Below are 13377 nucleotides of genomic sequence, written 5' to 3' on the forward strand. Positions count from 1 at the left end.
TGGCTCAGCGGGGCAAAGACTGGATCGCCCCCATGCTGTTCGACACAAGCTGCACCCACCTGACCGTGACCGCATGGATCAAGGAAATGTTGCTGCCGGCACTCAGGCCGGAAAGCTTGGTGATCATGGATAATGCGCCTTTCCATAACAAGCCCAAAATAGCCGAAATTCTCGACCAACACGGGCACAAGCTATTGCCGTTGCCCAGATACTCACCAGACTTCAATCCAATCGAGCAGGCTTTCGCGATCCTCAAACGGCAACGGAGCTTCTCAGGAAAATCCCTCGATGAATTAATAACGTCACACTCTTAATGGGAATTACTATAGCCGACGCCCCGCTCATCCTTGCCTTTTGTCCGCGCCCGGTAGGGCGCACAGGCGCGCGGGGTAAAGCCCCAATAGCGCGCAAAGGCATGCAACCGGTCGTTGAAGCGCACCTCGCGCGTCGCCGCGTCATGGCGATCGACCAGCGCCCGTGCGTTATCAAACAGAAGTTCTGCTGGTACCCCGCCGAACCGCAGGAAGGCGCCTTCCATCCCGGCAAACCAGTCAGCCTGACACTGCCGCAGCGACGGACGGATGTGCAACCGCCGAGAATAGCCCAATGTCGCCACGAACAGATACACCCGCACCCGTTCGTCGCCGATCCATACCCTGGTATCGCCAAAGTCGATCTGCAACTGCCGGCCAGGCGCGGTCTCAAACCGTACCGTCGCCCGCCTCTGCGCCTTCAACTCGCGCCGCCATTGCCGGACCCGCAACTCGACCGAGCGCAGGCCAATGATAATGTCATGCTCACTCACCAGCTCCTGGCGGATCACATCCGCGTTGCCGTCGTGGCGGAAAAACCGTTCCCGTAGCCAATCCTCCAACCCGTCAAGGCTCCGCCGTCGTTCAGGTTTGCGGTAGGCGACAGGCCCACCCGCCCGCAGATAACGGCGTACCGTATTCCGTGAGCAGCCAAATTCCTTCGATAAACGCTTGGCACCCCAGCCAAGCCCATGCAGCTGCACCATCGCAGCCACCTCCTCAGGCTGAAGCATCTTGTTCCCCTGCATCGTCATCGACAATGCAGAATTCTCTGAACCGACACTCGTCATCTGTCCCTCCTCTCAAAAAATGAGGGGGGTCAGTTCTACGATTCGTCAGGGGGTCAATTTCTCACTTCGCCCGACAGGCCAGGAAAATCAGCTTTGTCGCGGCATCCTCTGTTGGGAATGCCCCCTTGGTTTTGAGCGTTTTGCGCAATACCCGGTTCAGGGATTCCACGGCATTTGTCGTATAGATGATTTTTCTGATCGCCGCGCTGAAGGCAAAAAACGGGATCACTTCCGCCCATGCCCGGCGCCAGGCTGGGGCGATGGACGGGTATTTCGTGCCCCAGATTGTCTCGAAGGCATCGAGCTGGCGGGCAGCCTCCTCGGCGGAGGGGGCTTCGTAGATCGGGCGCAAATCGGCAGCCACAGCCTTTCGATCTTTCCAGCTGCAGAAATTCATCGAATGGCGGATCAGATGCACCACGCAGGTTTGAACCGTGGTCTGCGGGAACGCCGCGGTGATGGCTTCGGGGAACCCCTTCAATCCGTCCACCACCGCGATCAGAATGTCTTGGACGCCCCGATTACGCAATTCATTCATCACCGAGAGCCAAAATTTGGCCCCCTCGTTGTCGGCGATCCAGAGGCCGAGAACCTCGCGATCCCCCTCCCGGGTAACGCCCAGGGCGATGTAGACAGCCTTGTTCTTGACCATCCGGCTGTCGGCGTCACGGATCTTCACCCGTAGTGCGTCGAAAATGACAATGGGATACATCCGCTCCAACGCCCGGTGCTGCCACTCACGAACCTCATCCAGCACCGCATCGGTGACACGGCTGATCAGGTCCGGGGAGACCCGCAGCCCGTAAAGCTCTTCCAAATGCGCCTGAATATCGCGCACAGACAGGCCAGCGGCGTAAAGCCCGATGATCTTGTCATCCACCCCGTCTATCCGGGTTTGACCCTTCTTCACTAACTCAGGTTCAAAACTGCCATCACGATCCCGGGGGACGGCAAGCGGCACCTCGCCATCAGAGCCCTTCACCCGCTTCGTCGAAACGCCGTTGCGCCGGTTGGGCTGATCAGCCGGCGGTTCCGTACCAACCTCATAACCCAGATGCGCCGTCAATTCCGCGCCCAGCATCCGCTCCATCAAGCGGATCTTCAGCTCCTTCATCAACTCGGCATCACCAAGTAGGTCCTCAGGACGCTTGCAGCCTTTCAGCAACTCGTCCAGCAACTCGTTCGAAATCGTCATCTTCCATGCCCCTCTCAGGAAGCATGGACCAATTCAGCCATACACAGAAGGGCGGACACTCTCGCACGAGGGAGAGCAAGAGCCGACTGAACTTCCTCGACCTGCTGCGCGCCGGCTATGCCGACTATGTCGTCAACGACGCGGCGCTCGCCTATATGCGCGGACGCGCGCTCGCCGGCCCGGTGATCCGCACCCTCGCCGACGCCACGGCGAAAGAGTTCGCCGATCATGGAGCCTGGCAGGCGCATCTGGACCAGCTCGGCATCAGCGCGCTCAAGGTCCATCCCGACCCGGTCTGGATTGCCACCGAAGGTGCGCTCTGGGGTGCCGTCCGGGCCCATGGGTTCCTCAACGACACCGTCATCGTCAGCGACGATGCCGGCCAGTTCGTGGTCGGCAGCCACGCCCTGTGCTGGGTGCACGCCGAACGGCTGGTGCACAGGCTCGATACCTTCACCGACCGGCATCGGGTCGCGCAGGCGCATATCCGCAATCTGATCTGGTGGTTTTACGCCGATCTCAAGGCCTACCGCGCCGATCCCAGTCCGCGGCGACGAAGCGAGCTGCGCGTCCGCTTCGATCGCATCTTCCGAAGACGCACCGGCTTTGCCACTCGCGACCGCCTGCTTGCACGCCTGCACGTCACCAGGCGAAAGATCAGCGGCGGCACCCAGGTGACCCGCGGCCGCGACTGCCGCGACGCTTTCCTCGGCCTCATGCGCACCGCCACCAGGCTCGGCTTCTCATTCTGGGACTATCTCGGCGATCGCCTCCACATCCCTGACCACGCCGCCGTCCCCTATCTCCCGGATCTGCTCAGGGCCCGCGCCCAACAGGCTTGAACAAAATCGCCCGGGATTCTGCCCCGGTTACCAGTCGCGATTGTTACGGGCCAACCGCGACGCGTCCAGGCTGATTACCAGTCCCGCTTTGTTCAAACCTACTTCTGCGATCAACCGCTGGAAAAAAGCGCTCATCACTCGAAGCGCCGGACTTGCCAAGGTCATCATCGATAACCTGCACGCGTTCTCGCGGCCAGCCAAGCAGGATGACCCGCTCGACAAGACGATACTGCAACTCAGTGCATCTCCTGATGCTGCCGGACCTGCCCCGGGGACGATTGCCGTACATATATATAGGCCAGCTTGGCCCGGTGCGCGGTCGTGATCCGTTCTTCAATCGCCAGTGAGGTGCTTAACATCACGCCCCTCCTCGCACGGGCCGGCAGATAACCGCAGGCGCTGGATCAGTTGCGCCATCTGCTGCGCCAACTGTTGTTGTATCGCCGCTGGAAGTTGGCACCACAACCGTGGCACCAGTTCCGGCGGCAGAATCGGTTCCGCTGCATGCTGAGGGTGCAGGCCATCGACCTGGCAGCGCTTCACCACCACAGTCTTCATCCTGACACCGAAGCATAGCTCGGATGCGATTCGCCAACGGCAAAAGGCTCCGCATGGAAATTCGAGCTTGCGGACATATTCTTGAATGTAGAATCGGAGGATCTGCTAAGTCTGTTGCAGCGCGCGGAACAGATCGCTCCCGCCCATCGGTCAGAATGAGCACAACCATAGACGAGCCACGGCGAAAATGGCGCTCAGCCAGCCGTAAACGGGTCCCAAAAAGAGGGTGATGGGGGTCAACAACCGAGGCATGAGTGACTCGCCTATCGAGATCAAAGGCATCATGAGGTATTCGGGGAGCCCACCTACGCAGACGCCATCCTCGACCGCCTCGTCCACAACGCCCACCGCCTCAATCTCACCGGCGACAGCCTGCGCAAAACCCGATCAAAAGCCACCGATAAAAGTTGACGCAGACACAGAGCCAATGCCAGAAAAAAATCCAGCCAGCGAGGCGTCAAACCATGGGCGAGTAAATCTCGGAATCGCTGGGCGACTTCGTCGGAATCCGCACGCATGCAGTAGCTGCCCCCCTGATCTGGATGACGGCGTGGTGAAGCGGGCGATCCAGCTGGGATGTCGCGACCACGGAATCACTAAAAACGGCGCATATTCAACACAGAACCAGGGGGAGCGGTGACCCTAACCTCAGCCAGCGAGGATGGCATCACCCACTCCCATCCGAGCAAGTATGCCCCGAAATCAGAGGGACGAGGATTTATCAGAAGCAATGGACACCTTGCTCGGAATCGGCACCAGTATCCTCTTCGGGGGGGGGACGGTCTTGTAAAGCCGGGGCAATTCAGTCTGACAATGTTGGTTTTATTTATGCGCTAATGTTGCAAACGTTCTGGCGACGCTTGGCTAAGCCCATTATGCCGAGAAAGATACACGGACCTGTTACGGAGGAAGGAGCCACACAAGGAACGCTGATTAACCCCCGACTTGAATGTTTACGCCGCAACCGCGCACCTTTTCTTCGCCCGCCACATACGCAATCATGATACCTTAATGTCGCTATCCTGATGCGTTTGTTGGGATAAATTATTAGAATGGATTGAGTTTTTGAAATGATTTTTAGTGAAAGAGCAAAAGCGCTTAAAATTGGACTTAAGCTAGAACCGTCAAATCTACTATCTCTAATTATTTATGCTATTTTATCATTATATTTTTTTGGATGGCATAGGGGGTGGACAAGCCACTGGCTTGGAAAAAGCCAAGACCCTGTTCAGTTCGCATGGTTTCTCAATTGGTGGCCATTTGCCATAGCTCATGGCTTGAACCCTTTCTTGTCGAGATTCGTATGGTTTCCGGGCGGATTCAATCTTGCTTGGTGTACCTCTGTACCTTTTCTAAGTTTTATTAGCTTACCGATTACTTTGATTAGTGGACCAATATTGTCACTAAATTTATTGACAATTATGGCTCCCGCTCTTTCGGCATGGACAGCATTCCTTTTGGCCCACTACATCAGTCGCGATTGGGCATCTGCATTAGTCGGAGGTTATCTGTTTGGATTCTCCTCCTATGAGCTTGGTCATATGCTTGCGCATTTAAACCTAATTTTCATTTGTTTGATACCGATCGTAATTCTTCTATGCCTTCAGCGTATTAATGATAAGCTAAGCCGTCAGAAATTCATTCTACTGCTTACGATCGTTCTTTTTTTGCAACTTGGCATTTCGAGCGAGATACTTGCCACTCTTTGCACGTTCGGAGCAATTTCTTGGGCCATATTTTTTGCGCTTGCGCCATCGTCTGATCGGCTTAAATTATCGCTTTTGGCGAGTGAAATTATTATCGCTGTCATATTCGTCTGTTTTCTATCAGCGCCATTTTTGTTTTATTTAATAAGTGGATTTGGCTTTTTCCCTCAAACAGGCAGTTCACCTCAGTTTTATTCTACTGATCTTATGAACTACATCATACCAACAAATGTGACCCATTTTGGAAAGACAATATACGCGCCTTTGGCTAACAAGTTTTCTGGGAATACCTTTGAACAAGGTGCATATCTTGGCTTGCCGATTATTTTCATAATCCTGCTGTATTTTCGGGATAACATGTCTCGTCGCTATACGCAGGCGTTATTAATTGTGATCTCTGCACTTGTGATTTTTAGCCTCGGCCCATGGTTACATGTCGGCGGTTTAGAGACACACATTCCAATGCCCTGGATATTAGTTGACCGATTACCTTTGCTGCGCTCAGCCTTACCATCACGCTTTCCAATGTATGTTGCGTTATGCTCATCTATAGTCGTCACCTTATATTTAGCCGATGAGAATTGTGGACGATGGCGGACATGGCGATTTGTACTCGCTGGACTTGCTTGTTTTTGTCTGATTCCAAATCGTGGAGCTTACCCTTGGCAGCCTTGGGAAAAACAACCATTCTTTACACCAAATAATGTTCAACTCACGCTCGGCAAAAATCAGAACGTCCTCATCCTTCCCTATGCCTGGACCGGACCTGGTATGGCTTGGCAACTCGATGCAGGTATGAATTTTACGCAATCGGGTGGGTATATAGGTTCAGTCCCACAACTTGAGCAAAAATGGAATAATATCCTTGCTGATCTTACGAATGGTACTGCTGGCCCTAATTTTGAACAAAACCTCGTAGAATTCTGTAGTTTTCACCATGTACACTATGTCTTAATCGGTCCTGGTACACCCAAGCCATTATTGGTCGCGATTAAATCACTTAACTGGCCGGAACGCCTCAATCATGGGGTTATAATCGTAGATGTCCCGAAGCTTCTGTAGAAACATTATTTGAGTAATGTTAAAATTAACATATCAGGCCGCTGCACAACTCTTGCCCTAGCGGTGAGTTTGGCGAGGTTATGGGCAGTGCAGATCAATGCCCATTCTCTTTTTGCCTTATCGATACTGCGGAGGAGGAGTTGCCGGAAGCCTCTGGCCTGCTTGATGTGTCCAAACACGGGTTCGACGGTGTATTTTCGGATACGGTATCGGCTTTGATGTCCGCCTTTTCGGAGTCTGGCGCGCATGGCCTGAACCAGCTAGCCGCCTTTTTTGCCGCTGCTTGGCTTGCTTGCGCGCCCGGCCGCCACATAGCCGCGAACCGTGCACGCGTTGAGGTCCTCAAGATTGGCCTCCGAACAGAAGCCATTATCGGCGGAGACTTCGTTTGGCATCTCTCCAGCATTTGCCTCGACTGCATCGAGCAGCGCCAACAGGGCGTCCTGATCAGAACCATTGTTGGTGAGGCGAAGCGCCACGATGATCTGGGCGCCAACATCGACAGCAACCTGTGCGTTGTACGCTTGGATGAAACCATCGCGGCTTTTCATGATCCGGCTTTGCGGATCGGTGAAATTGCGCTGCGTCTTGGGCTTTGGTTTGCCTGGCTCGTGTTTTGGAGTTCTGCCTGGTTGTGGTTTAGGGCTGCCGTCAGGGGGGACGGCGGCCGCGGCCGGGCCGTTTCCGCAGCACGGGCTTCAGCTTCAAGCGCGGCCTTGGCGGCACGGATGCGCGCCAGCCGCGCCTGCTTGTCACGCATCCGGTCCGGTGGCTCGTCACCGCGGCGCGTACTGCCAAGGGTGGCATCTTCGGCCGCATCCTCGGTTGCCGCGCGCACCAGCCACGCGTCCACCTCGCGGGTGAGTTCAGCCTCGGCCTCCACCATGCGGGCGTAGCTCATCGCCTTATGCTTGTTGGAGGCGTTGGCTTTGATCTTGGTGCCGTCGACAGCGACATGCTCCAACCCAGCCAGGCCCGCCTTGCGGCAAAACGCCAGGACCTGCACGAACAGGCCAGCCAACGCATCAAGGTAGCGTCGGCGGAATTCGCTGATGGTCCGGAAGTCCGGCTGGTTGAGTGCCGTCACTGCCCGGAAGTCCAGACGCTCCTCGCAACCGCGCGCAATCCGGCGCGACGAATAAACACCGCTGCGATAGGCGTAGAGCAGCAGCGCGACCATCATGGCCGGGTGATAAGGCGGATAGCCCTTCACCTCCGTATAGGCTCTCATGATCGCCGAAAGATCAAGCTCTTCACTGACCAGATCGCGGATCAGATGGGCCGGATGACCCGCAGGGACGAAACACTTTGCTCATGAAACCAGAAAACCATTCCGAACCGCGTCGCGTCGAGCCTGATTCAGCTGTTACAAGGACAAGCTCCTAGAGGGGGCCGGGGTATTGCTGGAGGGGGTCAGGGTATTGCTGCGTCGCAGCGTGATGTTGCGTACATGAAATTTATTTATTTTTTGAGAACGTTCAAAAAAATGTGCTTTCAACTGGAAAGTTATGCTTTTGTGGAGGTTTCTGTGGTGTTTTTGTCCCTATAAGAACAAACAATTATTTGAGGTAAATGTTAACAGCCCATAAAAATGTACGATTTTTAGTAAACAATTATAATTTTTGATTTGTCCGGTTTTGTAACAGAAGCTATACTGCGCTGCACGAGGATTGCGTTTTATAGGCTTTAAAAACGTTCTTCCTGCTACAGGAGGGCAAAGTGGCACTGTATTCAGCCAGAAACCTTAAGGAAAATACTGAAGTTTTAGGAATTCAGAATTGCTTTCAAGGGGGAAGGCTTCCGAAGGTTGGTTCGGAAGAGCAAACTAGCAGAATACCACAAAATAATAAGACAGCATCCCAGGAATTTTTTGTAGGCGAATGCCCGGCAATGCAGGATGTGTTTGTGCGCATTCGGCGTTTTGGGCAAGTTGACGCACCTGTCTTGATCTCTGGCGAGACAGGCACGGGCAAGGAACTTGCTGCCAGGGCTATTCATCAGCGTTCCGCGCGTGCTAACGGGCCGTTTGTAGCGATTAATTGCGCCGCCTTGCCGCCGACTCTGATTGAATCTGAGCTGTTCGGCTATGAAAAAGGCGCGTTTACCGGCGCTGTTTCGCGGAAGCTCGGACTAATAGAACGTGCCGATGGAGGTACGTTGTTTCTGGATGAAATTGGTGATCTGCCGCACGATCTTCAGGCGCATATGCTGCGTTTTTTGCAGGAAAGCCTGATTACCAGGCTAGGCGGGCACAATGCCATCCATGTTAATACGCGCATTATCTCAGCCACGCATGTAAATCTTGAAGCGGCGATTGAAGCTGGCCGATTCAGGGATGATCTTTATTACAGGTTGAATGTTCTGCAGCTGCGAATGCCCGCTTTACGAGAGCGAGGTGATGATCTTTTGCTTCTGGCCTCTTATTTCCTGCGCCGGATCAGCCAGGAATTAGGAATGGAAGGCGGTGAGTTTACGCCAGTTGCCCGGCAGGCCATTTGTTCTCATTGCTGGCCTGGTAATGTCAGGGAGTTGATTGCGGCCATACGCCGGGCTGTTGTGATGAATGCAGGCGGTCCCATCAATCCTGAGGATCTGGCGATTCAGGCGCGGCCAGCTATACGGCATCAAGTGGTGCAGAGTGTCCCCCATGGGTTTCGCCCAGGGTCTGATGAAGAATATGAAGCCTTCATGCAAGCGCTTACGCGTCACCATAATAACGTTACGCGTGCGGCAGCGGAGATGGGGGTTTCACGCGTGACGTTCTACCGTAAGCTGAAGCGCCACGGCGATAAACCTAATCGCGGAGGGCAGAGCGACTGACTGTGTCCTAGAACCAATCGACATTCAGCTCTTCCGGTACGAGCAGCTTTTGTGATTCATAGAGCTCCAGACTCACGGTCTGGAGCTTTTGATGGCGACGAAGTGTTATGAGTTATCTGGGAAGCAGTGGGGTCGGATTAGCTCGTTGATTGCTGGGAAAGCCTCTGACCCCGGCGGGACCGGGGCTGATAATCAATTGTTCGTGAACGCGGTTCTTTGGGCAATCCGCTCCGGCGCGCATTGGCATGACCTGCTGGATCGATACGGAAAATACAAAACCGTACATAAACGCTTCGCCCGATGGGCCAAAGCTGGCGTCTGGGAACGGATTTTTGATGACCTAACAAGTGATCCTGAGAACCAGTACCTCATGCTCGACAGCACCGTGGTCCGCGCCCATCAATAGGCAGCGAACGGAAAAAGGGGGCCAAGAACTCGGCTCTGGGGCGTTCCAGAGGAGGATTGACTACCAGAAACCATACCCTCTCCGACACAGAAGGCAGGCCACTGCGCTTTATCCTTACCGGCGGAGAAGCACATGACACCACAGCCGCCGCTGATCTCTTGGATGGCCAAACTGCCGGCGGTGTCACACAGATAAGGCTTATGATTGCAATGAACTCCGCGAAATGATCGAGGAGGCCAATATAGAGGTTGTCATCCCCTCAAAGCAAAATAGAAAGATCCAAATCCCACACGATGTCAAAGCCTATAAGCTGAGAAATCGCATCGAAATGTTCTTCAATAAGCTCAAACACTTCCGCAGGGTAGCAACCCGTTACGACCGAAGAGCCGTGCATTTCCTAGCAACCGTTTAACTCGCCTCAAGTATGATTTGGATGCACTGAATGTCGATTCGACCTAATACGCGCAGTATGAAGCTGAAATGCGAAGCGCCACCCTCTTTACAGGACGGCGTTTTTTGTGCGCCTTAAAGAAAAACGCTACCAGAACTGAAAAAATCCGACCTCGGCGATTTCTATTTGGCTGTTCCGTTAATGGTGATGGTGCTGATACCGCTTAGTTCATTTTGTGATTTGATTGGCGGCTTTAACTCATCCCACAAAGTAATGGTACGGCTTGTGCTCGACATATTGCCAAGCCCAGGCCCCTGAAACCCGCTGCCCTTAATTGTGGCGATTGCCTGTGTGGGCAGTGGAGTAAGTGTAAGGCTGGCAGTGTCGATAACCGCTGTATTGGCGTTTTGCGCAGCTGCGGGAAGAGGAGAGAAGGCAAGCAAAACGGCAAAAAGCCTAGCCCAACTAGACCGAAGAAATACTGCCGGACGGTGCATCTGATCCTGCTTTAAAAGCTTCCAATCAGCCATTTTTCATCCTTGTCAGGCGGTTGCCGCCAATTCTTACGGATGCCAGCCTACAGCTTCGTGCCTTTTATTTGAAGGCACTGCTCGTATAATACATCCCTGACTGCACATTTGCAAAAGATTGTTGCTGCGTGAGGAACTGACTCATGCCCGTAATGGCGATATCCATTGTCGCGGCAACGCTGATGGCAGTGTTATTGGCTTGATTCGTCGTCAGATTTGAAATGCCGTTCGAACCAAGTTGCGTGTTGATTACGGTTAGTCCATTATTGGCTTTTGTCGCCAGATTCACGGCGCTGCCGGATGACGGGGTAATGGTCTTAGAAGCGCCAGTGGAATCCGTTACCACAACGGAAGGCGCGCTCGACGGTATGGTGACCAGGGGAGAGGAAGACGAAGAGGCTGCCGCAGCCGTTACGTTTGTTTGCGGAATCATGATGCTTTTCACGATGATGCCGTTTACGGCTTCGATCTGCTTAAAAGCAAAATTAATGGATAGGTTGTTGCCGAGGCTGAAACCGCCTCTGATATTGCGCAACTCACCATTGGGAATTTGTTGGCCTGTCAGCCCGAGAGAGGCAATTTCCATGCCCGCCGGTGCCGGAGTGGCCCAGGCGGGGGTTGACAGCAACGGCAGCGCGGCGGCGCTAAACCACCCTAATGCTTTGATGCTGTGCCGGATCATCTGTTTTTTCCCTTCAGGATAAGCAACCTTAGAAGCGTAAGGAGTTCGGCACACTGACTTGTTGCAGCGTGGCCAGATTAACCATGAAGCGGGTAAGATTTAGCGGTGCGCCAGGTTCTTCAGACCAATCCTGCCCGCTGTTAAACCCGGCCCGCGCAAGTTTGACATGATCGAGAATGATAAAGAAGATACCAGACCATTGCTTGCGAAAACTGGAAATTGTTACGGTGCGTAACCCGATGGCGGGGTCCGCCAGGAGAACATGCCCGTCTTGTATACCACGTAAAACAACAAAATGCTTATATCCATGCTCGTCTATCAGGACAATGGCGGGAATCTTAATTTCCGCCAGCTTATAAAGCGGCGCCCGAAAACCGTCTGAAGGGATGCCGCGCCGGCTAAGATAGTCTTTCATGTCGAGCAGAGAAAACCCGGACTCCTCAATGGTTTTCCGATCGCCGTTTAGAAACATATTGGTGAAGACCGAACTTTCGCTGGCTTTGATGTGATATGTGTAAAGCAGGAGCGTTGCCAGTGCGGCGGACCCGCAGGAAAAATCATATTTCTGCTGGATCGTAGTATTGAATTTTCGAGCCTGAAAACTTTGTACGTCAATATTGGCAGCGCCAGCGCCGATTGTCAGGCCGTTCAAGGCTATCTGCCCGGCTCGCGCGGAGACGGGAGCGAGAAACAGAAGTAGCGCAAAACAGCGGGCGGCCGATATGGCAAGTTTCATTTTTAGCTCCTGGCAATGCTCCTAATGAACGGTGATATTCACCGTCATGCTGCTTTGTATTAGGGCATTGTTACCGGTGTTTTGAATGACCGTTGTCAATCCGACGTTATTATTTACAGATCTCGTATTCGAAATCGACCCGGTGATGCTGTTATCAGCGCTGTTTCCCGTATTGGTACCTATGTTAACGGCGCCAACAAAGCCGGATGCGCCACGAAGTTTTGAGAGCTGTGAGGTGGGGAGCGCATCGGTACCAAGGGCGGCAACCAGGGCGTTACTATCGTTTGCGCTGGGACCGTTAGTGGCGCCGGAAGCGAGGGCGGGATACGCAAGAAGAGACAGCACACCGCTTAACGTAAGCTGAAGCACCGCTGTTCGCCAGGTTTTCATGGACGTCTCCTGTCCTAGATAAGGGCATCTCCACGGCAGCATGACATAGTGTAACAGCGCGGCACCCACATGGCGGGTGGAAACGCCATGCAGGTTAACCGCGCTGCCTTCTGAGGCTATTAGAAGCCGGAGAAGCCCGTGCCGCTACCGACATAAGAGCCGAGAGAGACGGAGTTCTGCTGCAGAGCGCCAATGCCGGTGTTCTGCTGAACGGTGTTGATACCGGAGGAACTAGCGTTTGCATAGCTCATTGAGGCGCTTCCAGTGGTAACCAGAGCACCGGAGGACCTATGCCCGTCGCGATCGCCGTGGCTGCCTGCGCCAGTAAGGGTAAGACCACCTACTGAGCCGGAATTACCAGACTGAGCGAAGGTCACGTGCATGTGTGTGTTGGTCCTGGTATCGCTGAGGGCTACGTTGCCTACAGACAAAAGCATGCTGTCGTTAACGGCTGTGCTCCCGGTGGTCGCGGCATTGCCGCCATCTGTTGCAAGAGCGTTACCGGAAATAGGGATCGCGACGTTGGTGTTGGTTCCGCCGTCGCCACCGCCATAGGCCAATGCCATGCCGCCGCTCAGAAGAAATGCCGCTGTGGTCGCAAGGAATAGTGAGCGCATAGTCTTGTTCCTTTCCGTGTTGAAGTTTGGTTCACGATTTTATTTTTCTATGGCCCAAGCATCCTTGGCGGCCACGCAAGCATAGCAGCAAGTGGCGTGCCAAAGTTTTTGAAGGTCTGTGGGTTTCTGTTTTATTCAATCTTAACAATGTATTGTTTGAATTTTTGGCTGCTTCGTGAAGGGCTAGGAATCTCTGTAAACTGTAAACCGTTTACGGAAACCTGTTACGAAAAATTGTAACATATTCAAAATATCAGAGTTTTGATTTTTCTTTGGTACTGGATTGTTATGAGTATTTGCGTTAGAAAGAAGTTGCGTTAGACGGAATTTAGGCAGCCTT

13 protein-coding genes and 5 pseudogenes are annotated in these 13377 nt (G+C 53.7%); 6 read left to right on the forward strand and 12 right to left on the reverse strand.

The genetic code is table 11. The features are described from left to right. Positions 1-314, forward strand: a 314-nt coding sequence (locus BUB54_RS14895) for a transposase (RefSeq protein WP_073211891.1), incomplete at its 5' end; no start/stop codon positions are given. Between the two features lie 11 nt (positions 315-325). Here the strand turns inward: BUB54_RS14895 and istA are convergent. Both istA and BUB54_RS14905 read right to left on the reverse strand, forming a co-directional pair. Next, positions 326-1102 (reverse strand): annotated as a pseudogene (gene istA / locus BUB54_RS14900) (IS21 family transposase); the annotation flags it as partial. Positions 1103-1172: 70 nt separating this feature from the next. Next, positions 1173-2297 (reverse strand): annotated as a pseudogene (locus tag BUB54_RS14905) (IS256 family transposase); the annotation flags it as partial. 23 nt (positions 2298-2320) lie between these two features. On the opposite strand from BUB54_RS14905, the gene BUB54_RS14910 reads away from it, so the two are divergent. Next, positions 2321-3139, forward strand: a complete 819-nt coding sequence (locus BUB54_RS14910; protein ID WP_199444767.1) for a hypothetical protein — start codon at positions 2321-2323, stop codon at positions 3137-3139. A gap of 333 nt (positions 3140-3472) precedes the next feature. On the opposite strand, the gene BUB54_RS21600 is transcribed toward BUB54_RS14910, so the two are convergent. Beyond that, positions 3473-3697, reverse strand: a complete 225-nt coding sequence (locus tag BUB54_RS21600) for a hypothetical protein (protein ID WP_048880613.1) — start codon at positions 3695-3697, stop codon at positions 3473-3475. A 40-nt stretch (positions 3698-3737) separates the two neighbouring features. Next, a pseudogene (locus tag BUB54_RS22145) lies at positions 3738-4010 on the reverse strand (DUF5372 family protein); the annotation flags it as partial. Here BUB54_RS22145 and BUB54_RS14925 point away from each other — a divergent pair. Together BUB54_RS14925 and BUB54_RS20385 are read left to right on the forward strand one after the other, a co-directional pair. Next, positions 3980-4108 (forward strand): annotated as a pseudogene (locus BUB54_RS14925) (ATP-binding protein); the annotation flags it as partial. The pseudogenes BUB54_RS22145 and BUB54_RS14925 overlap by 31 nt on opposite strands. A 659-nt stretch (positions 4109-4767) precedes the next feature. Further along, positions 4768-6465, forward strand: coding sequence for a glycosyltransferase family protein (locus BUB54_RS20385; RefSeq protein WP_139284940.1), 1698 nt, complete (start codon positions 4768-4770; stop codon positions 6463-6465). A gap of 5 nt (positions 6466-6470) precedes the next feature. Here BUB54_RS20385 and BUB54_RS22150 read toward each other — a convergent pair whose 3' ends face one another. From BUB54_RS22150 to BUB54_RS22160, 3 genes are read right to left on the reverse strand one after another with little or no spacing between them, the layout of a single operon-like run. Next, positions 6471-6713: a transposase gene (locus BUB54_RS22150; protein WP_082075818.1), complete on the reverse strand. Its 243-nt coding sequence runs from the start codon at positions 6711-6713 to the stop codon at positions 6471-6473. 12 nt (positions 6714-6725) lie between these two features. Next, positions 6726-7016 (reverse strand): transposase, encoded by a 291-nt coding sequence (locus tag BUB54_RS22155; protein WP_264797819.1) that lies wholly within the window; start codon positions 7014-7016, stop codon positions 6726-6728. Further along, the gene (locus tag BUB54_RS22160) at positions 7013-7696 is read right to left on the reverse strand and encodes a transposase (RefSeq protein WP_408735456.1); all 684 of its coding nucleotides are present in this window, start codon (positions 7694-7696) and stop codon (positions 7013-7015) included. Before BUB54_RS22160 ends, BUB54_RS22155 begins: the two co-directional genes overlap by 4 nt. A gap of 488 nt (positions 7697-8184) precedes the next feature. On the opposite strand from BUB54_RS22160, the gene BUB54_RS14935 reads away from it, so the two are divergent. Further along, on the forward strand, positions 8185-9285 hold the full coding sequence (locus BUB54_RS14935; protein ID WP_241869490.1) for a sigma-54 interaction domain-containing protein: 1101 nt from the start codon (positions 8185-8187) through the stop codon (positions 9283-9285). Positions 9286-9376: 91 nt separating this feature from the next. Beyond that, positions 9377-10103: pseudogene (locus BUB54_RS20025) on the forward strand (IS5 family transposase). Between the two features lie 161 nt (positions 10104-10264). On the opposite strand, the gene BUB54_RS14950 reads toward BUB54_RS20025, so the two are convergent. The 5 genes from BUB54_RS14950 to BUB54_RS14970 all read right to left on the reverse strand — a co-directional run bounded on the left by BUB54_RS14950 (position 10265) and on the right by BUB54_RS14970 (position 13037). After that, the gene (locus BUB54_RS14950; RefSeq protein ID WP_048877478.1) at positions 10265-10612 is read right to left on the reverse strand and encodes a hypothetical protein; all 348 of its coding nucleotides are present in this window, start codon (positions 10610-10612) and stop codon (positions 10265-10267) included. A 64-nt stretch (positions 10613-10676) separates the two neighbouring features. Further along, on the reverse strand, positions 10677-11294 hold the full coding sequence (locus tag BUB54_RS14955; RefSeq protein WP_048877479.1) for a hypothetical protein: 618 nt from the start codon (positions 11292-11294) through the stop codon (positions 10677-10679). A 28-nt stretch (positions 11295-11322) separates the two neighbouring features. After that, positions 11323-12030: a C39 family peptidase gene (locus BUB54_RS14960; RefSeq protein ID WP_048877480.1), complete on the reverse strand. Its 708-nt coding sequence runs from the start codon at positions 12028-12030 to the stop codon at positions 11323-11325. Between the two features lie 21 nt (positions 12031-12051). Then, positions 12052-12420, reverse strand: a complete 369-nt coding sequence (locus BUB54_RS14965; protein ID WP_048877481.1) for a hypothetical protein — start codon at positions 12418-12420, stop codon at positions 12052-12054. A 119-nt stretch (positions 12421-12539) separates the two neighbouring features. Continuing rightward, complete coding sequence (locus tag BUB54_RS14970; protein WP_048877482.1) at positions 12540-13037, reverse strand: hypothetical protein; 498 nt, start codon at positions 13035-13037, stop codon at positions 12540-12542. Between the last annotated feature and the right edge of the window lie 340 nt (positions 13038-13377).

Origin of the sequence: Acidocella aminolytica 101 = DSM 11237, from assembly GCF_900129125.1 — a bacterium.
GTDB classification, from domain to species: Bacteria; Pseudomonadota; Alphaproteobacteria; order Acetobacterales; family Acetobacteraceae; genus Acidocella; species Acidocella aminolytica.